At 72.5% G+C, this 25,088-nt stretch carries 25 protein-coding genes; 14 read left to right on the forward strand and 11 right to left on the reverse strand.

From position 1 onward, the window contains the following. Nucleotides 1-11 precede the first annotated feature (11 nt). Both GJ743_RS16015 and GJ743_RS16020 read right to left on the reverse strand, forming a co-directional pair. On the reverse strand, nt 12-737 hold the full coding sequence (locus GJ743_RS16015; protein ID WP_155052905.1) for a hemerythrin domain-containing protein: 726 nt from the start codon (nt 735-737) through the stop codon (nt 12-14). 114 nt (nt 738-851) lie between these two features. Beyond that, a complete protein-coding gene (locus tag GJ743_RS16020; protein ID WP_155052906.1) occupies nt 852-1,337 on the reverse strand; it encodes a DUF3806 domain-containing protein in 486 nt (161 codons plus the stop codon). A gap of 125 nt (nt 1,338-1,462) precedes the next feature. On the opposite strand from GJ743_RS16020, the gene GJ743_RS16025 reads away from it, so the two are divergent. The 4 genes from GJ743_RS16025 to GJ743_RS16040 all read left to right on the forward strand — a co-directional run bounded on the left by GJ743_RS16025 (nt 1,463) and on the right by GJ743_RS16040 (nt 5,026). After that, nucleotides 1,463-1,897: a VOC family protein gene (locus GJ743_RS16025; protein WP_155052907.1), complete on the forward strand. Its 435-nt coding sequence runs from the start codon at nt 1,463-1,465 to the stop codon at nt 1,895-1,897. 111 nt (nt 1,898-2,008) lie between these two features. Then, on the forward strand, nt 2,009-2,968 hold the full coding sequence (locus GJ743_RS16030; protein WP_155052908.1) for an intradiol ring-cleavage dioxygenase: 960 nt from the start codon (nt 2,009-2,011) through the stop codon (nt 2,966-2,968). A 52-nt stretch (nt 2,969-3,020) separates the two neighbouring features. Next, complete coding sequence (locus GJ743_RS16035; RefSeq protein ID WP_328289276.1) at nt 3,021-4,565, forward strand: ATP-dependent DNA ligase; 1,545 nt, start codon at nt 3,021-3,023, stop codon at nt 4,563-4,565. Further along, entirely contained in the window at nt 4,562-5,026 is a 465-nt protein-coding gene (locus GJ743_RS16040; protein ID WP_196217031.1) for a VOC family protein, read from the forward strand. The genes GJ743_RS16035 and GJ743_RS16040 overlap by 4 nt, the downstream gene beginning before the upstream one ends. A 36-nt stretch (nt 5,027-5,062) precedes the next feature. On the opposite strand, the gene GJ743_RS16045 is transcribed toward GJ743_RS16040, so the two are convergent. Continuing rightward, nucleotides 5,063-5,680 (reverse strand): dihydrofolate reductase family protein, encoded by a 618-nt coding sequence (locus GJ743_RS16045; protein WP_155052909.1) that lies wholly within the window; start codon nt 5,678-5,680, stop codon nt 5,063-5,065. Nucleotides 5,681-5,864: 184 nt separating this feature from the next. Here GJ743_RS16045 and GJ743_RS16050 point away from each other — a divergent pair, with 184 nt between their 5' ends. Next, the gene (locus tag GJ743_RS16050) at nt 5,865-6,662 is read left to right on the forward strand and encodes a hypothetical protein (RefSeq protein ID WP_155052910.1); all 798 of its coding nucleotides are present in this window, start codon (nt 5,865-5,867) and stop codon (nt 6,660-6,662) included. 188 nt (nt 6,663-6,850) lie between these two features. Here the strand turns inward: GJ743_RS16050 and GJ743_RS16055 are convergent, their stop codons facing one another. Next, nucleotides 6,851-7,606 carry a hypothetical protein gene (locus GJ743_RS16055; RefSeq protein ID WP_155052911.1) on the reverse strand — a complete coding sequence of 252 codons (756 nt, stop codon included), beginning with the start codon at nt 7,604-7,606 and terminating at the stop codon, nt 6,851-6,853. 231 nt (nt 7,607-7,837) lie between these two features. Between GJ743_RS16055 and GJ743_RS16060 the strand changes: the two genes are divergently transcribed. Further along, nucleotides 7,838-9,088 carry a sensor histidine kinase gene (locus GJ743_RS16060; protein ID WP_155052912.1) on the forward strand — a complete coding sequence of 417 codons (1,251 nt, stop codon included), beginning with the start codon at nt 7,838-7,840 and terminating at the stop codon, nt 9,086-9,088. Further along, complete coding sequence (locus tag GJ743_RS16065; protein ID WP_155052913.1) at nt 9,085-9,783, forward strand: response regulator; 699 nt, start codon at nt 9,085-9,087, stop codon at nt 9,781-9,783. Before GJ743_RS16060 ends, GJ743_RS16065 begins: the two co-directional genes overlap by 4 nt. Before the next feature lie 25 nt (nt 9,784-9,808). Here GJ743_RS16065 and GJ743_RS16070 read toward each other — a convergent pair whose 3' ends face one another. From GJ743_RS16070 to GJ743_RS16080, 3 genes are all read right to left on the reverse strand, one after another. Further along, the gene (locus GJ743_RS16070; protein ID WP_155052914.1) at nt 9,809-12,085 is read right to left on the reverse strand and encodes a LuxR C-terminal-related transcriptional regulator; all 2,277 of its coding nucleotides are present in this window, start codon (nt 12,083-12,085) and stop codon (nt 9,809-9,811) included. Between the two features lie 83 nt (nt 12,086-12,168). Continuing rightward, the gene (locus GJ743_RS16075) at nt 12,169-12,420 is read right to left on the reverse strand and encodes a hypothetical protein (RefSeq protein ID WP_155052915.1); all 252 of its coding nucleotides are present in this window, start codon (nt 12,418-12,420) and stop codon (nt 12,169-12,171) included. 87 nt (nt 12,421-12,507) lie between these two features. After that, nucleotides 12,508-13,380 (reverse strand): class I SAM-dependent methyltransferase, encoded by an 873-nt coding sequence (locus GJ743_RS16080; RefSeq protein ID WP_155052916.1) that lies wholly within the window; start codon nt 13,378-13,380, stop codon nt 12,508-12,510. Nucleotides 13,381-13,537: 157 nt separating this feature from the next. On the opposite strand from GJ743_RS16080, the gene GJ743_RS16085 reads away from it, so the two are divergent. Both GJ743_RS16085 and GJ743_RS16090 read left to right on the forward strand, forming a co-directional pair. Continuing rightward, on the forward strand, nt 13,538-14,161 hold the full coding sequence (locus GJ743_RS16085; RefSeq protein ID WP_196217032.1) for a histidine phosphatase family protein: 624 nt from the start codon (nt 13,538-13,540) through the stop codon (nt 14,159-14,161). A gap of 140 nt (nt 14,162-14,301) precedes the next feature. After that, nucleotides 14,302-14,853, forward strand: a complete 552-nt coding sequence (locus GJ743_RS16090) for a hypothetical protein (RefSeq protein WP_155052918.1) — start codon at nt 14,302-14,304, stop codon at nt 14,851-14,853. Nucleotides 14,854-14,905: 52 nt separating this feature from the next. Here the strand turns inward: GJ743_RS16090 and GJ743_RS16095 are convergent, their stop codons facing one another. Further along, on the reverse strand, nt 14,906-15,739 hold the full coding sequence (locus GJ743_RS16095; RefSeq protein ID WP_155052919.1) for an alpha/beta hydrolase: 834 nt from the start codon (nt 15,737-15,739) through the stop codon (nt 14,906-14,908). Nucleotides 15,740-15,882: 143 nt separating this feature from the next. On the opposite strand from GJ743_RS16095, the gene GJ743_RS16100 reads away from it, so the two are divergent. Further along, nucleotides 15,883-16,476, forward strand: a complete 594-nt coding sequence (locus GJ743_RS16100; protein WP_155052920.1) for a TetR/AcrR family transcriptional regulator — start codon at nt 15,883-15,885, stop codon at nt 16,474-16,476. A 102-nt stretch (nt 16,477-16,578) separates the two neighbouring features. Here GJ743_RS16100 and GJ743_RS16105 read toward each other — a convergent pair whose 3' ends face one another. The 3 genes from GJ743_RS16105 to GJ743_RS16115 form a co-directional block, all read right to left on the reverse strand. Next, complete coding sequence (locus GJ743_RS16105) at nt 16,579-17,850, reverse strand: endonuclease/exonuclease/phosphatase family protein (protein WP_155052921.1); 1,272 nt, start codon at nt 17,848-17,850, stop codon at nt 16,579-16,581. Between the two features lie 101 nt (nt 17,851-17,951). Then, nucleotides 17,952-18,701 (reverse strand): maleylpyruvate isomerase N-terminal domain-containing protein, encoded by a 750-nt coding sequence (locus tag GJ743_RS16110; protein ID WP_196217033.1) that lies wholly within the window; start codon nt 18,699-18,701, stop codon nt 17,952-17,954. Nucleotides 18,702-18,770: 69 nt separating this feature from the next. Beyond that, complete coding sequence (locus GJ743_RS16115; protein ID WP_155052923.1) at nt 18,771-20,045, reverse strand: ROK family protein; 1,275 nt, start codon at nt 20,043-20,045, stop codon at nt 18,771-18,773. A gap of 97 nt (nt 20,046-20,142) precedes the next feature. On the opposite strand from GJ743_RS16115, the gene GJ743_RS16120 reads away from it, so the two are divergent. From GJ743_RS16120 to GJ743_RS16135, 4 genes are all read left to right on the forward strand, one after another. Beyond that, complete coding sequence (locus tag GJ743_RS16120; protein WP_328289277.1) at nt 20,143-21,423, forward strand: ABC transporter substrate-binding protein; 1,281 nt, start codon at nt 20,143-20,145, stop codon at nt 21,421-21,423. A 25-nt stretch (nt 21,424-21,448) separates the two neighbouring features. Continuing rightward, nucleotides 21,449-22,414, forward strand: a complete 966-nt coding sequence (locus GJ743_RS16125) for a carbohydrate ABC transporter permease (protein ID WP_155052924.1) — start codon at nt 21,449-21,451, stop codon at nt 22,412-22,414. After that, a complete protein-coding gene (locus GJ743_RS16130) occupies nt 22,414-23,340 on the forward strand; it encodes a carbohydrate ABC transporter permease (RefSeq protein ID WP_155052925.1) in 927 nt (308 codons plus the stop codon). Before GJ743_RS16125 ends, GJ743_RS16130 begins: the two co-directional genes overlap by 1 nt. 74 nt (nt 23,341-23,414) lie before the next feature. Further along, nucleotides 23,415-25,082, forward strand: coding sequence for a glycoside hydrolase family 13 protein (locus GJ743_RS16135; RefSeq protein ID WP_155052926.1), 1,668 nt, complete (start codon nt 23,415-23,417; stop codon nt 25,080-25,082). The last annotated feature ends 6 nt before the right edge of the window (nt 25,083-25,088 follow it).

Here is a 25,088-nt window from a genome sequence, read left to right on the forward strand (position 1 = left end):
CCGCTGCACGTCTAGATCGTCTGCGGAATCGCGCGGCCGGGGAAGAGCGTCGCGTACTGCTTGCGATACAGGCGCTTGCCGACGAGCCGGTACGCCATGCGGATCGGCAACGGGATGTCCATGATGAACGCACGCTGCTCGTCGGGCGGATTCGTCGCGAGGATCATGCCGAGGTACGCGAGGACCACCTTCTTCTCGAAGGCGTCGACGCCGTGGCTCGACAGCTGCTCGAACTCCTCCTCGGTGAGCACCTTCTCGACCGCGGCCGTCACCTCGGTCACCTCGCGGCGCAGGTGCACCTTCAGCATGGCCGAGAGGTCCTCGTACCTCGCCGCGAGCTGCTCGCCGAGTTCGGCGTCGGCGCTCTCCCGCCAGCGCTCGCGGATCGGGGCGAGGTCGTCGAGCGCCTGCTCGACCTGCTCGTGCTGCGCGAGCATCTGCGCGATGTGCAGCGCGCAGGCCGGGGCGCGTTCGCCGAGCTGCGGGTACATGTAGAGGTCCTCGCCCTCGTGATGCACGTGCAGGAGCTTGTCGAAGTTGCCGAGCACCTCGCCGACGTAGCCCGAGCGCTCGGTGTCGCCGTCGGCAGCGGATCGCACGAGCCCCGGCGCCTCGTCGTACGACCAGAGGAAGACCCGGTGGATGCGGCGCATCCCGGCCGTCGCCTGGCAGAGCACCGGCCCGTCGGGGACCGGCGCGGCGGTCTCGCCCGCCTGCATGGTGAAGAAGTCGGACATCGGATCATCCCCCCAGATGATCGCGCTGCGTCGATGCGCGCTGCGCCCTCGAGCGCGACGATATCCCTCGCGGGTTCGGCCGACAAGGCTTCGGGTTAGCCCCGTCCGGGGGGTTCAGCGGCGGCGGCCGCCCCCGTCGCCGTGCGCGAGTCGGCGCACGTGGGTGAGGCGCTCGGCGGCGTCGACGAGGAACGCGCCCGAGCCCTCCTCCGCGCGCCAGTGCTCGTCGACGATGGTGATCGGACGGAGGAGCACCTGGCCGCGCGGCTGGTACAGGGCGAGATCGAGACCGTCGACGTGCTCGGCGAGCCGCCACGACAGGCCGGTGCGCCGCGCGACGTACTCGCCGAACGCCGTGCCCAGGGCGTTGACCTGGATGACGGGGTCGTCGCGCTCGGGCGGGTTGATGCGGCGCCACCCGGCCGACCAGCGTTCGTAGAGCGCGCTCAGTTGCGCGAGGTCGTCGGGGTCGGCCCCGGCGTCGGCGACGAGCGCGACGTGCGCGTCGATCCAGTCGCGCTCGGGCTCGCCGATCTCGACGAGCCGCGGCATGGGCGGCGCGTCGTCGACCGGCGCCGTCCGGCGCGAGAAGAGGGGCACCCGACGATTCTCTCCCGAACGGCTGACGACGCGGTGCGAGGGGTGACGGATGTCGCCTCCCCGGCGTAGCGTGTCGCGCATCCGCGCCCGGCATCCGCCCGGCGCGTCGCACCCGAGGGGGAACGATGGCCAACCTGGTCGTGCACTTCGAGATCCACGCGACCGAGCCGCAGCGGCTCGTCGACTTCTACGGCGACCTGCTCGGCTGGCGCTTCACCCAGTTCGGCGACATGCCGTACTGGACGATCGACACCGGCGAAGGCGCCATCGGCAACGTCGACGGGCAGCCCGGCATGGGCATCAACGGCGGGCTCACCCAGCGCGACGGGCCCGCGCCCGCGATCGGGGCACCGGTCAACGGCTGCAACCTCGTCATCGGGGTCGACGGCAGCATCGACGACGTGATGCGTCGCGCCGTCGAGCTCGGCGCGACCGAGATGCTCCCCGCAGAGGACATGCAGGGCGTCGGCCGGGTCGGCTACCTCATCGACCCCGACGGCAACGGGTTCGGGCTCATCTCGCCGGTGCTCTCGGACGGCACGAGCGCGATGACCGGCTGACGCGCCGATCCCCGGCCGGGTCATCGCGGGCGCATCGGGTCTGCATAGCGAGCCCACAGGCGCGCCCGACAGCGTGGTCGCACCACCCCGCCACGAGACGAGGAGACCGCGATGGCGAACGAGACCGGGCCGACGACCGACCTGACGACCGCGTCGACGACCGCGCCCCCTGACGGCCCCCTCGCAACCGGGGCCGAATCCGTCGACCCGCGCTGGATCGACGAGCACGGGCACGTCATCGACGAGGACCACCGCGGGCTCACCTACGACATCCGAACCCTCATCGACCGCCGCCGCGCGCTCGGCATCTTCGGCGGCGTCGGGCTCACGTCGCTCCTCGCGGCGTGCGGCATGAGCGAATCCGACTCCGCCGGTTCGAGCGCGAGTGCGTCGCCCAGCGCCACGGTCTCCGCCTCGCCGAGCGCGACCGCCGCGGCATCCGGCCCCGTCGACGAGGTGCCCGACGAGACCGCCGGGCCGTATCCGGGCGACGGCTCGAACGGCGTCAACGTGCTCGACGATTCGGGCATCGTGCGCAGCGACATCCGCTCGTCGTTCGGGTCGTCGACGGCGGTCGCCGAGGGCGTGCCGCTCACGATCCGGCTCACCGTGCGCGACGCGGCGACCGGCAGCCCGGTGGTGGGTGCGGGCGTGTACCTCTGGCACTGCGATCGCGACGGCGGGTACTCGCTGTACAGCCCGGGACTCGACAGCGTCAACTACCTGCGCGGCGTGCAGGCGACCGACGACTCCGGCACGGTGCAGTTCACCTCGATCTACCCCGCCTGCTACACCGGCCGCTGGCCGCACATCCACTTCGAGGTGTACTCCGACGTCGCGAACGCGGTCGCGTCGGGCCCGATCGTGAAGACCTCGCAGATCGCCCTCCCCGAGGAGGCCAACGCGCTCGTCTACGCGACCTCCGGATACGAGCAGAGCGTGCGGAACGCCTCGCAGGTGAGCCTCGCGAGCGACAACGTCTTCGGCGACGACGGCGGCATCCACCAGATCGCGTCGATGTCGGGCTCGGTGTCCTCGGGCTACACCGCGGCGCTCACGATCGGGGTCTGAGCCTGGCAAAGGCTCCATCCGCACTGTCGGCGGACGGTGCGAGGATGATCGGGTGCTGCTCGACGAGGTCGTGACGACGGTCGAGCGGGTCGCGTCCACGCGGTCGCGGCTCGCGAAGGTCGACGCGCTCGCGGGCCTGCTCGCCGGCCTCGCGCCCGACGAGATCGTGCCCGCCGTCGGCTTCCTGACCGCCAAGCCTCGACAGGGTCGTGTCGGCGTCGGATGGCGCACGCTCCAGGGCGGGCTCGGCGAGCCTGCGGATGCCGCGACGCTGACGATCCTCGACGTCGACGACGCGCTCGAGCGGCTCGCGGGCACGGCAGGCTCGGGTTCGGCCGCCGAGCGCGCGGCGGTGCTCGCCGACCTCGGTGCGCGCGCGACCGATCGCGAGCAGGGCTTCGTCTCGCGGGTGATCCTGGGCGAGCTCCGCACGGGTGCGCTCGAGGGCGTGCTGACCGACGCGATCGCGCGCGCCGCCGATCGCCCCGGCGACGTGGTTCGCCGTGCGGCGATGCTGTCGGGCGACCTCGGCGAGACCGCGCGCATCGCGCTCACGGGTGCGCCGGGCGACCTCGAAGCCGTCGGCCTCCGGGTCGGTCGCCCGGTGCTGCCGATGCTCGCGGGCACCGCGCCGAGCGCCGCTGCCGCGATCGAGCAGGTCGGCGAGGCATCCGTCGAATTCAAGCTCGACGGGGCGCGCATCCAGGTGCACCGGTCGGGCGACGAGGTCCGCGTCTTCACTCGGAACCTCGCTGACATCACCCACCGCGTGCCCGAGGTCGTCGAGGTCGTGCGGGGGCTGCCCGCGAGCGAGCTCATCCTCGACGGCGAGACCCTTGCGCTCGACGAGGGCGGGGCGCCGAGGCCGTTCCAGGACACGATGTCGCGCTTCGGCGCCGAGACCGCGCGCGAGGTGCTGCTGCATCCGTGGTTCTTCGACGTGCTGCACGTCGACGGGCGCGACCTCATCGACCGACCGCTCACGGCGCGAATGGCCGAGCTCGAGCGCGTCGCGGGGCCGCACCGGATTCCGGGCGAGGTGACCGCCGATGCCGCGACCGCCGAGCGCGTCGCGCGCGATGCGCTCGCGGCGGGGCACGAGGGCGTCGTCGTCAAGGGCGTGGGCGCGCCGTACGCGGCCGGGCGCCGCGGAGCGAGCTGGATCAAGGTCAAGCCCGTGCTCACGTACGACCTCATCGTGCTCGGCGCGGAGTGGGGATCGGGCCGGCGCACCGGCTGGCTGTCGAACCTGCACCTCGGCGCGCGAGACCCCGAGGGGGAGTTCGGCGAGCCCGGCGGGTTCGTCATGGTCGGCAAGACCTTCAAGGGGCTCACCGACGAGCTGCTGCGGTTCCAGACCGAGCGATTCCCCGAGATCGAGACGCGGCGCACGTCGAGCACGGTGTTCGTGTCGCCGATCACGGTCGTCGAGATCGCGATCGACGGGGTGCAGCGCTCGAGCCGGTACCCGGGCGGCATCGCCCTGCGGTTCGCACGCGTGAAGGGTTACCGGCCCGACAAGGAGCCGGGCGAGACCGACACGATCCAGACGCTGCGGGCGCTGCTCCGCGGCGGAGACGAAGGAGGGACGGCATGACGGATGACGCGGGCGCAGGGACGGGTTCGGGTGCCGACGGCTCGGGCGGCGCTGCTGCTTCCGGCGGCGGGCGGGTGCGCCAGCTGCGTCTCGTCGTCGAGGCGGAGGACTTCGAGGCGGCGCTCGCGTTCTTCCGCGACGTGCTCGGAATGCCCGAGCAGGAGGCCTACAGCGGCGAGGGCGGGGCCGAGGTGCGCATCCTCGACGCGGGTCGAGCGACGCTCGAGCTCTCCAACCCCGCTCAGGTGCGGTTCATCGACCGCGTCGAGACCGACGGCGGCCGGAGCGACCGCATCCGGGTCGCGCTCGAGGTCGACGACGCGGCGGCGGTGACCGACGACCTCGTCGCGGCGGGCGCCGAGCTCGAGGCATCCGCTCGCGAGACGCCCTGGCGCTCGGTCAACGGCCGGGTGCGCGCGCCGGCCGGGCTGCAGCTCACGATCTTCCAGGAGCTCGACTGACTGCGGCCGGGCCGAACGGCCTGTGTTCGGGTGCGGCTATCGCCCCTCAGGGTCCATGTCGATGCCCGTGACCGGCACGCCCGCGCGCTCGTACACCAGCGAGACCGCGCCCTTCGGGAACGCGACGGGCGGCTCGGCGAGCGTGAAGGCGGCCGGCACCGTGCCCTCGTCGAAGAGCCGCTTGCCGCTGCCGAACGCGATCGGGTAGAGGTACAGGTTCAGCCGGTCGACGAGGTCGGCGGCGAGCAGCGACCGCGCGAGAGCGCCGCTGCCGATCACGTGGATCTCGTCGAAGCGGTCCTTGATCGCCGGGACCTCGGCCGCGACATCCGTCACGACCGTCGTGCCCGACCACGTCGGGTCGGTGAGCGTGCGCGAGGCGACGAACTTCGGCACCTCCGCGAACTTCGCGCCGACCTGGGTGTCGGCGTGCCGCGGCCAGTAGTCGGCGAAGATGTCGTACGTCTTGCGCCCGAGCATCAGCGCATCGAGCCGGTCGATGCCCGCGCCGATCACCTCGCCCGACCTCTCGTCGATGTACGGCGCCTGCCATCCGCCGAACGCGAAGCCGTGCTCGGGGTCCTCCTCGGGACCGCCCGGGGCCTGGTAGACCCCGTCGAGCGTGATGAACAGGTCGACGGCGAGGATGCCCATGGTCGTGCTCCCTTCCGCGGGCCACGGTAGCCCTCGGCGCCGCGCCGGTCGAGGGCTTGCGTGGGACGGAGGACCTGTCGGCTGCGGATCGAGCGGCGTAGCATCGAGTCGCCTCGGTCCCGCGGCGACTCGACCGGGGCCGCGGCGGCGACCGTTCGCCGCGGGCCTCCGCAGGAGGTGGACCATGCCGTCGCGAACGTCCGAAGCCTTTCCCGTCGTCGCGCTGGTCGCGGTCGCAGGTGTCCTGCTCGCCGGCTGCACCGCCGGGGGCGGAACGGATGCTTCTTCCGTCGCCCTTCCGCAGGGCGACGAGCACGTCGAACTCGATCCGGCCGAGTTCAGCCCCGACATCGACCATCCGTACTGGCCGATGACGCCCGGGACGCAGTGGGAGTACCGCGAACTCGATGGCGAGGGTGGTGAGCTTCGCATCGTCGTGACCGTCACGACCGAGACGCGCGAGATCGCGAACGGCGTGACCGCTCGGGTCGTCCGCGACACCGTCTACGAGGGTGACTCGATCGTCGAGGACACGTTCGACTGGTACGCGCAGCACGAGGACGGTTCGGTCTGGTACCTCGGGGAGGACACCGCGGAGTTCGAGGACGGCGAGATCGCGACGACCGCCGGCTCGTTCGAGGCCGGCGTCGACGGCGCCGAGGCGGGTGTGCTCCTGCCCGGCGACCCGCAGCCCGGCCAGGCGTACCGCCAGGAGTACTTCGCAGGCGAGGCCGAGGACGAGGGCGAGGTCCTCAGGACGGGCGAGCTCGCGGAGGCGCCGTACGGCGCGTTCGACGACGTGCTCGTCACGCGCGACACGACGCCGCTCGATCCGGACGTCGTCGAGTACAAGTTCTACGCGCGCGCCGTCGGGCCGCTGCTCGCGCTCGACATCTCCGGCGGCGCTGGCCGCGAGGAGCTCGTCGAGGTCCGGACCGTCCCGGACGGGACGGGGACCGGTCCGCTCGGTCAGCCCGGCTGACGCGGGATCGATCGCGTCGGGATGATCGGGCAGCGCGCCGATGTCGCGCCCCGAGTGCATGAAGATCCGTGCGATGGCCGCGCAGGCGGGCCCTTCGCACGGATGCTCATGCACGTGTCAGGTGAACGCGAGGCGGCGAGCGGATGCCGCGGGCAGCACCCCGCGGCATCCGCTCGCCGCGGTCGCGCTCAGGCGCCGCGCACCCGGCGATCGGCGCGGACCCGACCGAGCACGCGGACACCAGCGAGCACGAGCACCGCGAGCATCGGGAGCGTGCCGAGCGCGGGCAGGATCGGGATCGAGTAGGGCAGGAAGAGCATGCCCGCGTAGCCCGCGACGAGGGCGGGGATGCTCCACCAGCCGATCACGCCCGCGCGGGCGAGGCCGATCGCGGCGACGATGAGGCCGACCGAGATGAGCGGCGCGATGCCGAAGCACAGCTGGAACGCGGGGTGCGCGAGCACCGCGTCGGAGATGTCGGCCGCGGTCTCGAGGTAGATCGCGCGCCCGAGCTCGAGGTGCATCCAGTCGGCGAACAGGGCGCCCGAGTTGCCGAGCAGCGCCACCGCCGCGAGCAGCCCGCCGATCACCGCGGCGACCGCGCCGCGGGTGCCGCGCACGAGCCACGGCAGCGCGAGCACGCCGACGCCCATGAGCAGGTTGCCGTAGTGCAGGAGCACGGCCGACACCTGCGTGAGCGTGGCATCGAGGGCGAGCGAGGTGATGTACGAGACCTTGTCGTCGCCCTCCTGCACCGGCGAGGTGGCGAGGCCGGCGAAGAACAGGGCCGGTCCCGCGATGAGGGCGATGCCCGCGGCGACCGCGAGTGCGCGATGGGTCGGCGGGGTGGACGGGGTGGGCTGCACGGGTCGCGCGGGCCGCGGTGCGTCGGACGGTCGCCGTTCGGCGGCGCCGGCGGTGGAGTCGAGCGTTTCGGTGGTCATGGCGTGGTCCTCCTGGGTCGGTGCGCCGACTCGGTCGAGGCGGCGGTCATCACGCTAGGAATCGGCGGCGGTGCCGGTCTGCCGCCCGGCGGCCCGACCGGTCGGACCGTGAGGACGACATGCGGCCGGGCCGTGTCGTCCACGAGGATGACCGCACCGGCGGCGCCCGTCGCCTAGCGTTGAGCCACCGCGGCCCGCCGCCACGGTCCGCGAAGACGACGAGGAGTCGCCATGCCCCGATCCGCACGCCTCATCCCGGTGCTCGCCGCCGCGGTGTTCGCGGTGCTCGGTTCGGTCGAGATCGTGCTCGACCCGGGCTTCCGTTCGGCGCCCCTCGCGCCCGCGCTGGTCCTCCTGCCCGTGGTCGCGGGCACCTTGGTCGCCGCCGTGGCGCCGATCGCCGGCACCGCCGTCGCGTCGCTCATGTTCCCCGTCGCGACCGCCCTCGGACTCGAAGGTCCGACGGGCGTCGGGGTCCTCGCCTGCTTCCTGCTCCCGGGGTGGGCGGCCTTCCGCCGCCCGCCGCGCCGCTCGTGGATCGCGCCGGTCTCGGTGCAGGTGCTCGCGACCGTCGGCGTCGCGGTCGGCGGGGTACTGTCGGCGAGCATCGGCGGGGAGTCATCCGCCCCGGCGTCCCCAGACCTCGCCGCCGCGGTCTGGGAGAACCTCTTCTTCGCCTCGCTCGCCTGGGCGTCGTGGGCCGTCGGCCTCGTCGCCCGCGGGGCGCGGGACCGGGCGGACCGGCTCGGCCGGCTCGCCGCCGCACTCGACGCGGAACGCGAGGCGCGCGAGCACGCCGCGCTCATCGAGGAACGCCAGCGCATCGCTCGCGAGATCCACGACGCCGTCGCGCACTCGGTCAGCGTGATGACCCTCCAGGTCGGTGCCGTGCGTTCGACGCTCGCACCCGACGCCCCGCAGGCCGAGATGCTGCGCGGCATCGAGCGGCTGGGGCGCGAGTCGGTCGCCGAACTGCGCACCCTCGTCGGCATCCTCCGCGACACCGACGACGTGCCGCCCGCCGCACCACCGACCCTGGCTCGGGCGGCCGAACTCGTCGACGAGGTGCGCGCGGCGGGGCTCGAGATCGGATTCGAGCAGCGAGGCGACCTGGACGACGTGCCACGCGGCGTCGATGTGTCGGCCTACCGGGTGCTCCAGGAGGCGCTGACGAACGTGCTGCGGCACGCACCCGGCGCCCGGGCGACCGTCTCGGTCGAGCGGACGGACGGTGCGGTCGTCGTGGCGGTCTCGAATACGGCGCCCGTGCCGGTCCCGGTGGGCGCCGGAGGCGGCGAGGCGGCCGGGGCGCCGGCGCAGCAGGGGCCGGTCGACACCCCCTCCGCCGCGGTGATCGGCGGCCACGGCCTCGTCGGGATGCGCGAGCGCGTCGCCATGTTCCACGGGCGTTTCTCGGCCGGCCCGAACGACGACGGCGGCTTCGACGTGCGCGCCGAGTTCCCCCTGGAGGCGACCCGATGACGGATGCCACGGCGCAGGCCGCCCCGACCGACGCGCGGATCCGCGTGGTGCTCGCCGATGACGAGGCCATGGTCCGCGCGGGCCTGCGCATGCTGCTCGAGCACCAGCCCGACATCGTCGTCGTGGGGGAGGCGGCCGACGGGCTCGACGCGGTCGCCGCGGTGCGGCGGACCCGACCCGACGTGGTGCTCCTCGACATCCGGATGCCGCGAAGCGACGGCATCACGGCGGCCCGCGAGATCCTCGAGGCCACCGACGCGCGGGTCGTGATCCTCACGACGTTCGACGACGACGAGCAGCTCGCGGCCGCGCTCCGCGCGGGCGTGAGCGGGTTCCTGCTGAAGGTCGCTCCGCCCGAGCAGCTCCTCGCGGCGGTCCGCAGCGTCGCCGCGGGCAATGCGCTCCTCGACCCGGCGGTCACGGTGCGCGTGATCGAGTCGTTCGCGGCCGCGCCGCGCGTGCGCCCCGACCTCGTCGCGCGGCTGGCCACGCTCACCGAGCGCGAGCGCGACGTGCTGGTCGAGGTCGCGGCGGGCTACTCGAACGCCGAGATCGCCGCGCGGCTCTACCTCGGCGAGACGACGGTGAAGACGTACGTGTCGCGTGCGCTCGCGAAGCTCGGCCTGCGCGACCGCGTGCAGGCCGTCGTGTTCGCCTACGAGAGCGGCCTGATCCGGCCGGGCGCCGGAGCCTGAGGGGCCTGACGGCTCAGCCCCGTCCTCAGGCGTCCATGAGCGCGCGAGCGGATGCCGCGGCATCCGCCCCGGCGATCGCCTCGAGCCGCCCGAGCGCCGTGCGCGCCCGCGTGACGTCGCCCGCGGCCCAGTACGCGTCGACGAGGCCCGTGAGCGCGGCGATCCGGTGCGCGTCGTCGCCGGCGGACTCGGCCAGCGCGAGCGCCTCCTCGAGGCGGGGGAGTCGTGCGTTCGACGACGGGGCGCGCTCGGCGGTGAGCAGCAGCGTGCGGGTGAGGCAGCGCACGTCGCCGAGCGCGCGGAGCGAGGCCTCGAGCTCGTCGAGCGGCAGCGCGGCATCCGGCACCCCCAGGGTCTGCTGCACGAGCGCGGCGTGCGCGAGTTCGTGCGCGTTGCCCGCCCCGCGCGCGTAGGCCGCGCACTCCGCCGCCCAGATCGCGGCCTTCTCGGCTTCGAGCCCCGCCTGCGCGGCGACCGAGGCCATCATGTACCGCGCGTTGTTGACGTGCATCGCGTCGCCCGCGAGCGCGTAGGCGCGCATCGCCGCGTCGAACTCGGCGACGGCCGCGGCCGGATCGTCGAGCGAGGCGCCTCGCAGCGCGATGCCGCGGAACTGGTGGATCGATGCGAGCGACCAGTCGTCGACGAGTTCGATCGCGAGCCGTTCGGCTTCGGCGAGGTGCTCGAGCGCGGACTCGCCGCGGTCGAGGTAGGCGTCGGAGAGGCCCGCGAGGTGGTGCGCATCGAGGCGCGAGGCCGCGTCGCCGCGCGCCTCGGCGATCGCGAGCGCGCGACGTGCGAGGTCGTCGACGAGTGGGAGGTCGAGGTAGGCGATGCCGGCACCGAGCACGAACAGTTCGCCGGGCGCCGCGCCCTCGACGACGTGCGGGTCGCGCGCGGCCATGGCGAGCGAGCGCACGCTGTCGACGTCGGATCCGTACTGCTCGACGCCGACCGAGAGCGAGGCCGCGAGCGTCCGGGCCGACGGATGGCGCGCCGCGATCGCCCAGCGGAGCGCCGCGTTCACCTCGGGGCACAGGCGGATCGAGAGCTGCATGGCCTCGTCGCTGTCGTCGACGCGTGCGTGCTCGACGAACTGCGCGGCGACCGCCGCGTGGTACTCGGCGTGCCGTTCGAGCACCTCCCGGATCGTCGCCGGATCGGTCCGCGCACGCACGAACTCGCGCATCACCGCGAGCAGGCGGAAGCGGCGCGGCGTGCCTCCGGTCGGCACGACCATCGAGTGGTCGAGCAGGCGGAACAGGACGCCCTCGGCGCCCGGATGCGTCACGGCCGTCGCGAGCTCGACGTCGAACGTGCGGGGGAGCGCCGCCAGTCGGCAGAGCACGTCGCGTTCGTCGTCCTCCAGGAGGTCCCACGTCCACTCGAAGGTGGTCTCGAGCGTGCGGTGACGGCCGCGCGGCGCGGCGCGGTCGAGTGAGGCGAAATCGCGGTCGAGCCGGTCGGCGAGTTCCTCGAGCCCGAGGTGCCGCGACACGGTCGCGGCGAGCTCGAGCGCGAGCGGCAGCCCGTCGAGGCGCGTGCAGATGCGCGCCGCGAGTTCACGTTCGCCGGCGGTCGGCGGCACGCCGTAGGCGTTCAGCCGGTCGAGGAACATCGCGACGGCCTCGGCCTCCGCGCCCTCGACCGGCAGCGGCTCCAACGCGAACACGTGCTCCGCATCGTCGCCGAACGGCGTGCGCGTCGTGCCGAGGATCCGGAGCTGGCGCGACTCGCGGAGCAGCCGGTGCGCCGCAGCCTGCACCGCGTCGCCGACCCGGTCGATGTTGTCGAGCACGAGCAGGTACGGGCGCGACGCGAGCGCGGTCGCGACGGAGGACAGGACGTCCGACCCGGGTACCGCCTCGAGGTCGAGTGCGCGCGCGATGCGCGGCACGACGTCGTCGGGCTCGGCGTGCTCCAGCTCGATCACGATCGGGGAGCTCTCGCCGTGCCGGCGTGCGGCGAACTCGAGCGCGAGGCGCGTCTTGCCCACGCCGCCCGGCCCGATCACCGACACGCAGCGGTGCGCGTCGAGCAGCGCCGTCAGCGCGTCGAGCTCGGCCTCGCGTCCGATGAACCGCGTGTCCGGCAGGCGGACGGATGCCTCGCGGCGCTCGCTCGCGGCCGCGACCAGGTCGGCCCGGCTCTCCGCCCCGAGCTTGCGGCGCAGGCTCGCGATGTGGCTCTCCACGGTGCGCACCGAGATGAACAGCTCCGATGCGATCTCGGGGTTGCTCAGTCGCCGCTCGACCGCGGCCAGAATCGCGCTCTCGCGCGGGGTTAACGTCTGCCCCGCCACGGCGCCGATTCTAGGGCCGGATCGTGCGATCCGCACCGGGGACGGACCGGAAGTCCGTCCCCGGCGTGCGGTGCGCGGGGCGCTCACGCCGCTCCGGGGCCGATCGTGGGGCGCGGTGGCGAGAGCGGCCGCAGGCGACGCGGCAGCAGCTGACGGATGCCGCGGCGCGGGCGCGCGGCATCCGTCATGCCCTCACCGGCCTCGGTGCCTGCCGCTTGGGCCGCCGCTTCGGCGATGCGCTCGTCGATGCGTCGGCGCAGTTCGAGTTCGCGCTGCAGCCGGCGCTCGCCCGCGCGGTGCAGCTCGAACACCTGGAAGTCCTCGCTGAGGTACATGGCGGTGGTGCTCCTTCGGAGATGGTTCACGGGGTCGAAGGTGGACGGGTGGGTCCGCCGGGGTGAGGGCTCAGCGGGAGCGGCGCCTCAGCGCCGCGCGGTGACGAGCAGGTACTCCCACTCGATAGGGCGGCCCGAGCCGTCGAGACCGGCCTCGCGTCCGAGTGCCGCGAGCGCCTCGTCGAGGGCGCGCACCCGGTCGGGCTCGTCGGCGATGCGCGCGTAGACGGCGATGGTCGGGCCGTAGTTCGCCTTGAAGTAGTCGCGCAGTTCCTCGCCGGTGCGGAAGCGATCGACGACGACGGTTCCACGCCGCATCGAGAGCTCGGCGACGCGGTCGCCGAGGAGCTCGCGCACGTGCTGTTCGTCGCCCCACAGCGGCGGCGGCTGCACGCCGGCGGGCGGCGGCGCGTTGAACGGCTTCATGGCGGCGAACATTCGGCCGATGAACCCCTCGGGCGTCCAGCTCAGCAGGCCGATGCGACCGCCGGGCTTCACGACGCGGACGAGTTCGTCGGCCGCGAGCCGGTGGTGTGGTGCGAACATCACGCCGACGCAGGAGACCACGGCGTCGAAGGCGCCGTCGCCGAACGGCAGCGCCTCGGCGTCGGCCTCGCGCCACTCCAGCTCGGCACCCGACTCGGTCGCGAGGCGCCGTCCGACGTCGAACAGTTCCGGGGTGAGGTCGGTCGCGACGACGGTCGCGCCGCGCAGCGCCGCCGGGATGGCGACGTTGCCGCTGCCCGCCGCGACGTCGAGGACGCGCTCGCCGGGGCGGACTCCGGTCGCGTCCACGAGACGGGGCCCGAGGCTCCAGATGAGGTCGGACGCGAGGGTCGGGTAGTCGCCCGAGGCCCACATCGCGCGGTGCTTCGCCTTGAGCGCGCGGTCGGCCGCCGCGTCGGCGGTCGGCGTCGCGGCATCGGCCGCGTCGGTGGTGGTCGTGACGGTGTCGGTCATGGGGTGCTCCTTCGTGCACGGGATGTCGATGCGACCAAGGGTGCGCCCGGACGAGGTACCCGGCATCCGTGCCGCGCACGGAGATCTCCTCGGTGTTCGCACGGAGGCGGTCGCGCACGCGGCATCCGCCCAGCGGGCCCCGCCTAGGCTGGAACCCATGCACCTCGCCCTCGTCCGCCACGGACAGACCGACTGGAACCTGCGCGGGCTCATGCAGGGCCGCACCGACATCCCGCTGAACGACACGGGGCGCGCGCAGGCCGCCGCGGCGGCGCGGGCGCTCGACCCTGCCGACTGGGACGTGCTCGTGAGCTCCAGCCTCGGCCGCGCGCGCGAGACCGCCGCGATCCTCGCCGATGGCCTCGGCCTGCCGGTCGTGGGCGAGTACGACGACCTCGTCGAGCAGGACTTCGGCGATGCCGAGGGCACGCTCGTCTCGCAGATCGACGAGCGGTGGCCCGGGCGCGAGTTCCCCGGCAAGGAGCTGGAGCACGAGGTCGGCCCCCGCGGCGCCCGCGCTCTCGAGCAGATCGCCGCCGACCACGGCGGCGCCCGCGTGCTCGCCGTCGCGCACGGCACGCTGATCCGCCACGTGCTCGGCGAGCTCAGCGGTCACGAGGCGCGCAGCTACCCGAAGCTCGACAACCTGTCGGTCTCGCGGGTGAGGCGGGCGGATGCCGCGTGGCAGGTGCTCACTGTCGGCGGCGCGCCGTTCGACGAGGTGCTCCCGTGGCTGCTGCCGGCACCGGTCGAGGCCGAGGAGCTCGGCCGCACCGCCTGAGCGTCGGCACGTCCCGCCCGGGGAAGCCGCCCCGAGGGCGCGGGGGCCCGACGGAGCGCGTGTTGCGATCTCGGAACGATCGTGCGACGGGCCGGTGACGCCCCTCCCGCCCGCACCCGCACCGGACGTATGATCCGGAAATGGAGGCTCCCGGCAGCACCACCCTCGTCGTCGTCGGCGACGAGGCCGGCGCTGCGATCGGATCCCTCGCCGGGCTCGCGAACGTCGAGAGCGCGACGTTCGCCGAGATGACGGAGGCCACCGACGCCGAGGTCGTCACCTGGTCGGCGACCTCGAACGCGCCGTTCGTGGTGCACGACCGCGACCCGCTCGGCCACGTGGCATCCGCCTGGGTGGAGTTCTACGACGAGCGGTCGACGCTCGGCGTCCTGCAGCTCGAGATCGAGCAGGTGATCGACGCCGTCGCGCGGCACGAGCTGCGCGTGCCCGACTACTACGTCGTGCTCGAGCCGGAGTCGCTGCGCGGCACCTGGATGCACTGGTGGCTCGGCGTCGTCGCCGCGGCATCCCCCAACCGCGTGCTGCCGTGGGAGCCGGGCGACGCGCCGCTCGCCGGGCTGATCCGGCGGCTGCCGACCGCACGTGCGTGGCCCGACGTCGACCGGTGGCTCCCGGGCGTGGTGAAGGCCGTGCCCGATCGGTTCGGGCCCGGCCTTCCCGGGGCGGCCTGAGCATCAGCGACGGCCGCGCGGCGGCGTGCGCGATCCGCGCCGCGCCGATGGGTCAGGCGGATGCCGGCTGCGCCTCCGCGTGCTCGAGCGCCCAGGTCAGCGCGAAGTCGGCGACCTCCTCCCAGCCGTCCTGGCTCACGATGCGATGCGTGCGGCCGGCGAACTCCCGGTAGTCGACGACGGCGGGGCTGCCGGACCGGCGGTACTTCTTCACGATCGAGCGGCCGATGGCGGGCGGCACGACGTGGTCGATCTCGCCCGTGATGATCAGCAGCGGGGCGCGGTCGGTGCGGCCGTAGTCGACGTGCGTGACGCCGCCCTTCTCGTTCAGGGTCGACGCGACGCCCTCGAAGAAGACGCGGTTGTAGCTGTTCACGGCGAAGTCCTCCCAGATGCGGTCGGATGCGTCGCGGCTGAGGTCGTTGCCGAAGGTGAAGTGGAAGTGGCCCTTCGAGATCGGCTTCGCGCCGTTGCGGTCGAACGGGTTCGAGAGGATCGGGAAGCCGGTGCGGAGCGTCGACGCCGGGAGGGTCGTGACGCCCGCGGTCTGGCCGGGCGTGACGCCGACGTAGGCGATGCCGAGCCCGCGGTCGGCGAGCATCTGGGTGATGACGCCGCCGAACGAGTGGCCCATGATGATGGGCTTCTCGGGCAGCGCGCGGATGATCCGCTCGTAGTGGTCGGCGATCTGCTTCAGCCCGATGCCCTTCAGCGGTTCGGGGTTCGAGCGGATGTCGGCGACCGGGCGGTCGTCGATGCCGGGCCAGCCGGGCACGATGACGTCGTGCCCGAGCGAGCGGAAGCGCTCGGCCCAGGTGTTCCAGCTCTTCGGGGTCATCCAGAGTCCGTGGATGAGGACGATGGGGGGCGTTCCGGTGGTGGTCATGGTTCCTGCTCCTCGTGGGTCGGTTCGTTTCGTGGTCCTGGTGAAGTAGAACGATCGTTCTATCTTGTCGTATTCCCAGACGGTACGCCGGGAGCGGAGCGGATGTCAAGCAAAAAGAGAAAGATCGTTCTATCATTTACCTCATGGCAACACGGACGAGCTCGTCAGGCACCTCCGCGGCGCGCGATCGCCTGCTCGCGACTGCGAGCGAACTCTTCTACCGCGAGGGCATCCACTCGGTCGGCGTCGACCGCATCGTGGGTGAGGCCGGCGTCACGCGAGCGACGTTCTACCGGCACTTCCCGAGCAAGGAGGACCTCGTCGAGGCCTACCTCGGCGTCGAGGACGCGAACATCCGCGCCGCGTTCGACGCGGCCGAGGAGACCGGCGCGGAGCCGCGCGAGCTCGTGGGCCTCGTGATCGACGGACTCGCCGACGACGTCGCTCGCCACCACACGCGAGGCTGCCCGTTCATCAACGCCGCCGCCGAGTACCCCGACGCCGACAGCGGCGTGCGCAGGGCGGTGGCCGCCCACCGCGAATGGTTCCGCTCCGAGCTCGAGCACGTGCTCGAGGCGGCGGATGCCGCGGACCCGCGCCTCGGCGCGGCCGAACTCGTGCTCGTCCGCGACGCCGCGATGGTCGGCGGGTACCTCGACGGGTGGGAGCGCGTGCGGCCCGCGTTCGTGGCATCCGCTCGCCGCGCCGCGGGGCTGCCGGAATCGGGGGTCGAGTAGCGCCGCAGGCGCGTATCGAGACCTGTGCGTCCGCGGGTCTCGATACGCCGCTTCGCGGCTACTCGACCACCGGGGCCGCGGCTACTCGACCAACCGCGCGGATCAGCCGCGCACGTGCACGTCGACCCACACGAGCCGGTGGTCGCTCGACGGGAACGGGAAGGTGCCCGTGAGCGCCGACAGCGGATCGGCCTGGACCGGCCAGAACACGCCCGCGTCGGCCACGCGGAGGTCCTTCGACGGCAGCACGTAGTCGGCGCGGAGGTTGCCGGGCGCCGGGTTGTCGTTGAAGTCGGCCGTGTCGTAGGCCGGGTCGCCCTCGTGCGTCAGGTTCGCGCCGCCCTGGAGCGTCGCGGCCTCCACCGCGCCCTCCGAGGCGGGCAGCGGGTCGGTGATGCGCGGGTGGTCGAGGAGCTGGTCGATCGCGGCATCCACCGAGTCGCCGTCGAGCGGGTCGGCGTTCTGGTCGCCGAGGATCACGAAGGACGAACCCGGCTTCAGGCCGCCGGTGCCGCCCTCGTCGTCGTAGATGTACCGCGAGCCCGCGCCCGGCTTCACGTAGTCGGCCCAGAAGCGGATCTCGTCGTGGTTCCGCGTGCCGTTGCGGTCCTCGGCGCCGTCGAAGGTCGGCGGCGTCGGGTGCGAGGCGAGCACGTGCACCGTGCGACCGCCGATCTCGACCGGGACGTCCCAGTGCGACTTGCTCGACAGGCGGAACACGTCGAGCTCCTCGGGCGAGTACCAGTCGGCGGGCGCCGCGGTGTTCGGGTCGTCGGGCAGCAGTGCACCCGGCATGTCCTTCCAGAGGAAGTGCTGGAAGGTCCGCACCGATTCCTCGTCGATCGGGTACTTCGAGAGCACCGCCATGCCGTACTGGCCGGGGAAGAAGCCGAAGCCGAACGCGTCGTCGCCGCCGCCGACCACGCCGTTGTTGTTGAGGTCGAACCCGCTGGGCACGCCCGTGTTCGAGGGCGCGACGAACGCGTAGGGATACTCGACCGGGTCGGACCCGCCCTGCGAGACCTCGAGGTAGTTCTCGCGGAACAGGTCGACCGCGACGCCGCCCTCGACGTAGTCGAACTCGTTGAGCAGCACGATGTCGGGGTTCGCGCGCTGGATGATCTCGGCGACGGTCTTCGCCTGCGCGTTGTCGGGCGCCCCGAGGTCGGCGACGAGCTGGCCCTCGAAGTTCCGGTTGAGGGACAGGTTGTACGTGGCGACGCGGACGGTGTCGGCGCGCCCGGGTTCGCCGCCGGGCGCGGCGTGCGCCGGTGCGGCGACGACGGAGGCTCCCAATGCGAGCGCCGCGACCGAGGCGGCGACGAGCGGGGTGCGGCGGGCGGGGCTGGGGCGATCGGGTCGTCTCGTGGACATGCGAGCTCCTCTGCTGGCGTTCGGATCCGCGCTCAGGCTAGGCCTCGCCGGTGACGTCCGGAAGAACCCCGCGCGAACGAGCGGCGCCGCGTCGCGCCTGCTCAGAGGTGCACGGGCGTCGTCGCGAGCGCGGTCGCGACGCCGGCGTCGCCGTCGACGCGGAACCGGCCGTCGGGAGCGGCGAGGTCCGCGCGTTCCCAGAGCAGCAGCGCGAGGTCGCCGACCTCGGCCGAGATGGTCGCGGTGACGGGCGGGGCGGATGCCGCATCCGGCCGCTGGCGTTCGAGCACCCAGTCGGGTGAGACGCGCCAGGCGTCGGCCGTGTCCGTCGCCACGAGCGCGACCGCGCCGGCGAGGGGCTCGATGCCGCGGCGGCGCGCCTCGGCCATGAACACGTCGCCGAACTCGTCGACGGCGTCCGCGCGGCCGAGGGTGCCGACCTCGGGCGGGAACCGCGGATCGTGGTCGCGCGCCGAGCGGAGATCCCACAGGTGCTTGGTCGCCTCGTGCGCCATCCGTCGCTGCCAGAACCGCACGGTGCCGGTCGCGCCGTACAGGATGGGCACGGCGCGTTCCGGGTCGGCGCCGTCGAGCACGCGGAGCAGCTCGCGCGCGCCGTCGCGGAACCACGCGGTACGGTCCACATCCTCGGGCCTGCGGAACCTGCGCCGATCGGCGGGCGCTCCCGATCGCACCTGCTCGGCGGCCCACCGCTGGATGGTGCCGAGGTGATCGATGATCCGACCGGCGGTCGGCCAGATCGCGGACCGCACCGGGGCCTCGGGGTCGGTGCCCGCGGCCGCTCGCGCGAACGCCTCCACGATGGCGTGGAGGTCGGCGAGGGAGCTCATGCCGACCATCATGCCCGCGTGCGCGACCCGCCGGCACGCGGCTCGGCGGCGTCCGTCGACGCCGGTCGGTCAGGCCGCTCCGCGGGCCGTCGGCCTGAGGTCGAGCGCGCGAGCGCGGACCGCAGCGAGCGCGTGCTCGATCGCCCCCGCCGTCACGCAGCCCTCTCCGAGCATCGAAGTCCGCAGTTCGGGCGCGCTCGGGTCGGCGCTCTCCTCGATCATCCGCGCGGCCGCGTCGATGACCATCGGGAGGGACCGGCTGGCCGCGCCGCTGACGATGATGCGGTCGACGTCGAGGAGGTCGCCGAGCACGAGGCAGATCCGGGCGAGTCGCGCCGCCAGGCGGTCGACGATCTCGACGGCCGCGGGGTCGCCCGCGAGCGCGGCCGTGCCGACCTGCGCCTCGTCGAGCGCTCGCGGGTCGAGGCGCCCGAGTGGGCTGTCGGGGTCGACGCCGGCGTGCACGGCCTCCGAGGCCCATCGCCGGGCGAGCAGGGCGAGCCCGTCGGGCGAACCCACGCCGTCGACGTGGTCGAGGAATCGGAGTTCGCCGGCCCCTCCGCGCCGACCGCGGACGAGCCGCCCGTCGATCATGAGGCCCGCGCCGAGGCCCTCGCCGACGATGAGGGCGATGAAGGAGTCGACGTCGCGTCCGCCGCCGCCCGGGGCCGAACGCTCGGCGATGGCCGCGAGGTTCGCGTCGTTCTCGACGACGACGATCTCGGCGTCGCCCGCGAACAGCTCGGCGTACCCGGGGTTGGTCAGGTTCCAGAACCAGTCGTCGGCCGGCGAGGCGCCGTCGGCGTCGACCGGTGCCGGGACGGCGACCGCGATGGCGACGACGTCCTCGGCGGCGACTCCGGCCGCGCGCCGGGCCTCCTCGACGGTCGTCCGCGCGAGCGCGCGCCGCTCGTCGGCGTCGGCGAGTCGCTCCGTCTGCCCGGGCTCCACCGCGGCGATCGAGGCGGAGCGTCGGGCCAGGGGAGTGCCGCGCAGGTCGGCGACCGTCGCGGAGACGTGGTCGTATCCGGCGTCGAGGCCGACGACGACGGCGGCACGTTCGCGGAGCGAGTACCGGCGCGCCGGGCGTCCCTTCGTGTAGGTGCCGAACGCCCGTGCATCCTCGAGCTCGGTCAGCCACCCCATGCGCACGAGCTCGTCGCACAGCCCGATCACGGTCGACCGGGTGAGCCCGGTCTCGGTCATCACGTCGGCGGCCGTGAAGGCGCCCGCCTGCCATGCGTGCTCGAGGACCCGGCGCGCGTTGACGCGCCGAAGCACCTGAGGTGACGTCGCGACGTCGTTCTCGCCCATGCCCTTGACCTTTCCCGATCCCTCCGTCATTATTTACGACACAGAGTAAATCTACATCCTAGATTTAATTCCGTCAGGGTCGACGCGCTGCCACGTGTCGCCCTCGAGATCCAGGGGAGACGACGACGTGCCTCGTACCGCGACCACCAGACCCGCATCGGCCCGGGGCCGGGCGCCGCTCGCCGCCGCCGCCGCGGTCGCCACGGCGCTCGCGTTCGCCGGCTGCGGCTCCGCCGGCGGCGGAACCGCCGACATCACCTTCCACATGTCCAAGCCCGAGGCCATCCCGTACTTCAGGGCCCTCGTCGACGACTTCAACGCCGCGCAGGACGACGTCCGCGTCACCCTCGATACCGCGTCGAACCTCTCGGCGGGGTTCCTCCGCGGCAACCCGCCCGACGTCGGGCTGCTCAACTACAACTACGAGATGGCGCGGTTCATGGAGCGCGGCGCGCTCTCCGATCTCTCCGACATGCCCGAGGCCGACCGCATCCGACCCGAGGTGCAGGAGCTCGTCGACCAGTACGCCACGTACCCCGGCCGCACGAGCGTCCTGCCGTACTCGGTCGCCGCGGCATCCGTCATCTACAACGTGGAGATCTTCGAGGAGAACGGCATCGAGGTCCCGACGACCTGGGACGAGCTGATCGCGGTGTGCGACGAGCTCGAGACGGCCGGCGTGACGCCGATCTACAGCACGTTCAAGGACCCGTGGACGCTCGGTCAGGGGCTCTTCGACTACGCCGTCGGCGGCTCCGTCGACGTGCCCGGGTTCCTCGAGGAGATGGAGGAGATCGGCACCGAGGTCGGTCCGGACTCGGCGGTGTCCTTCCAGAAGGACATCCTCGAGCCCAGCGAGCAGATGCGGCAGCTCGCCGAGTACTCCAACGACGATGCGGCCAGCCGCGGCTACGGCGACGGCAACGTCGCCTTCGCGAACGGCGAGGGCGCGATGTACATGCAGGGCCCGTGGGCGCTCGGCGAGATCGCGAAGACGAACCCCGAGCTCGAGCTCGCCACGTTCCCGCTGCCCTCGTCGGACGACCCCGACGACCTCAAGGTGAGGGTGAACCTCGACCTCGCCCTGTGGATCCCCGAGGCCAGCACCGAGAAGGAGGCCGCACGCCAGTTCGTGACGTACCTCATGCAGCAGGACGTGATGGACGAGTACAACGCCGAGTTCCTCGGCTTCGGCACGACGACGGATGCCGCGCCCGTCACCGACGAGCGCATCGTCCCGATGCAGGAGTACTACGACGCGGGCGCGTTCTACCAGGGCCTCTCGCGGTCGATCCCGCTCACCATCCCGATCGACAACTACATCCAGACCATGGCGACCGGCGGCGACATCCCCGCGACGCTCGCGACCATCGACGCCGACTGGGCGCGACTCGCGCTGCGCGGCTGACGGCGATTCGAAAGGACACCCCGACATGAGCACACCTGTCAGCACGGCCGCGGCATCGGCCGGCGCACTCGTCGACGAGGCCGAGCACGGCAGCGTCGACCACCTGGCCGGCAGCGGCCACGATCGGCGCGGTCGAACGCGAGTCGACCCGGTCTACTACTGGTTCCTGATCCCCACGCTCGCGCTGTTCACCCTGACGATCACCGTCCCGGCGGTCCTCGGGATCTTCTACTCGTTCACGAACTTCATCGGCTTCGGCGACTGGCAGTTCACCGGGTTCACCAACTACATCGCGGTGTTCACCGACCCGGCGATCCTCGCGAGCTACGGCTTCACCTTCGGCTTCGCGATCGTGACCGTGCTGCTCGTGAACGTCATCGCCTTCCTGCTCGCCGTGGGGCTCACCTCGCGCATCAAGCTGAAGACGCCGCTCCGCGCGGTGTTCGTGATCCCGATGGTGATCTCGGGCATCGTGATCGCCTACGTCTTCAACTTCCTGTTCTCGAACTCGCTGCCGGCGTTCGGCGCGGCCGCCGACATCCCCTGGCTGTCGGAGTCGATCCTCGCGAACCCCGACCTCGCCTGGGTCTCGATCGTGATCGTGACCGCCTGGCAGTCCATCCCCTCCACCCTGCTGATCTACATCGCCGGACTGCTCTCGATTCCCGGCGAGGTGCATGAGGCCGCCGACATCGACGGGGCGGGCGCGGCTCGCCGACTCTGGTCGGTGACGCTGCCGCTCGTCGCGGGGTACGTCGTGATCAACATCATCATCGGCTTCAAGAACTACCTCAACGTGTACGAGGTCATCGTCGGCCTGACGAACGGCGGTCCGGGCACCGCCACGCGCAGCATCGCGATGACGATCTTCACCGGCTTCACCGGCGGCGACTACGCCTACCAGATGGCCAACGCGACGATCTTCTTCATCATCGCCGTGGCCATCTCGGTCCTCCAACTCCGAATCTCCCGCGGAAGGGCGGCGAACTGATGACCCAGACAGCAGCGAAGCGATCTCCCGCTTCCGCCTCCACCACACGCTCACGCGACGAGGCCGTCGCCGTGCGGGCGCCGCGCCGCCGGGGCCGCGTCGGCCAGGAGCGGACGAACTGGACGACCCTGGTCATCCTGCTCCTCTGCGCACTGACCGTCCTCCTCCCGCTCTACGTCACGGTCTCGATGTCGCTGAAGTCGACGTCGCAGGCGGTCGACGGCAACGCGTTCTCCCTGCCGGCCCCGATCGACTTCTCGGGCTTCGCGCAGGCGTGGGAGCTGACCAACTTCCCCGTCGCCTTCATGATCTCGCTGTTCATCACCGCGGGCACCGTGGTCGGCACCGTGTTCCTCGGAGCCCTCGCGTCGTACGCGATCGTGCGCAACTGGGATCGCCGTCTGTTCCGCTGGTCGTTCTTCTACCTGCTCACGGCGCTGTTCCTGCCGTTCCCGGTGGTGGCGCTGCCGCAGATCCAGCTCACGGGCCTCGTCGGCCTCGCGAACCCGGTCGGCGTCATCATCCTGAAGATCATGTTCGAGCTCTCGTTCAGCATCCTGCTGTTCACGGCGTTCCTCCGCTCGATCCCGCTCGAGCTCGAGGAGAGCGCCCGCATCGACGGGGCGACCACCTGGCAGACGTTCCGGCGACTGATCTTCCCGCTGCTGGCGCCGATGAGCGCGACGGTCGCGATCTTCGCGTTCCTCGCGTCCTGGAACGACTTCATGATGCCCTCGCTCATCATCGCCGACTCCGCCCAACAGACGCTGCCGGTCGTGCAGTCGATCTTCCAGACGCAGTTCAGCAACAACTACAACGTGTCGTTCGCGTCGTACCTCATGGCGATGGCACCGGCGATCATCGTCTACCTCTTCACGCAGCGCTGGGTCATGGAAGGCGTGACCCAGGGCGCGGTGAAGGGCTGAGCGAACCGACTCTTTCCCGACCTCTCCGTACCACCTCGACCTCCACCGACCCGACGAAAGGACCTCTGCACGCCATGAGCGATGTGCTCGCCCGCCCCGACCTCAGCCGAACGCACGACGACGATGCCCACTGGTGGCGCCAGGCCGCCGTCTACCAGATCTACCCCCGCAGCTTCGCCGACGCCGACGGCGACGGCCTCGGCGACCTCCGCGGCATCCGCGACCGGGTGCCGTACCTGCAGGGCCTCGGCGTCGACGCCGTCTGGATGAGCCCGTTCTACCCCTCCGCGCTCGCCGACGGAGGCTACGACGTCGACGACTACCGCGACGTCGATCCGAGGCTCGGCACCCTGGCCGACTTCGACGAACTCGTCGCCGCCCTGCACGAGGCCGGCATCCGCGTCGTCATCGACATCGTGCCGAACCACACCTCCGACCGGCACGAGTGGTTCCAGGAGGCGCTCACCTCCCCGCGGGGCTCGGCGGCCCGCGCCCGCTACGTCTTCCGCGACGGGCTCGGCCCGGACGGAACGGAGCCGCCCGCCGACTGGACCAGCGCGTTCGGCGGCCCGGCGTGGGAGCCCGTCGGCGACGGCCAGTGGTACCTGCACTACTTCGCGACCGAGCAGCCCGACCTGAACTGGGACAACCGGGAGGTGCGCGACGACTTCCTGCGCACCCTCCGCTTCTGGTCGGACCGCGGGGTCGACGGGTTCCGCATCGACGTGGCGCACGGGCTCGCGAAGCGACTCGACGACGAACTCCCCGACCAGGCGACGCTCGACGCGCTGCCGCGCGACGGCGCCCACCCGCTGTGGGATCGCGACGAGGTGCACGAGATCTACGCGGAGTGGCGGGGCGTGTTCGACGAGTACTCGCCGCCGCGCACCGCGGTGGCCGAGGCCTGGGTCGAGTCCCACCGCCGACCGCGGTACGCGAGCGTCGAGGGCCTCGGGCAGGCGTTCAACTTCGACCTCCTCGAGGCGCCGTTCGACGCCGCCGAGTTCCGGCGCATCGTCGACGCGAACCTCGCGCTCGCCGCGGCGTCGGGGTCGTCGACCACCTGGGTGCTCTCGAACCACGACGTGGTCCGTCACGCGACGCGCTACGGGCTCCCGGAGCCGACGGTCCCCGGGGAGAAGCACGGCGCGGCCTGGCTGCTCTCGGGCGGAGCGACGCCGGTGCTCGACCGCGAACGGGGCCTGCGCCGTGCCCGCGCCGCGACCCTCTTCGTACTCGGCCTGCCGGGGTCCGCCTACCTCTACCAGGGCGAGGAGCTCGGACTGCCCGAAGTCGCCGACATCCCCGCCTCGCAGAGGCAGGATCCCGCCTACTTCCGCAACCCTGGCGTCGACATCGGCCGCGACGGATGCCGCGTGCCGCTGCCCTGGACGGCCGACGGCGCGTCGTTCGGCTTCGGGACCGACGGCGCACACCTTCCGCAGCCGGCCTGGTTCGGCGACTTCGCGGCCGACGCGCAGGACGAGGACCCGGCGTCGACCCTGTCGCTCTACCGACGCGCGCTCGGACTGCGCCGCGACCTCCGGGCGGCGGAGGAGCTCGAATGGGTGCCGACCGCCGGTCCCGACGTCGTGCACTTCCGGCGACCGGGCGGCTGGGAGGTCGTGGCCAACTTCGGCACGCGACCCGCGGCCCTGCCCGAGGGGACGGAGCTCGTCGCGAGCGGCGAGCTCGCCGACGGCGTGCTCCCCGCCGAGACGGCCGTCTGGCTGCGCCGCTGAGCGGTC

This window comes from Agromyces bracchium (assembly GCF_009709675.1).
In the GTDB taxonomy this organism is placed as follows: Bacteria; Actinomycetota; Actinomycetes; order Actinomycetales; family Microbacteriaceae; genus Agromyces; species Agromyces bracchium.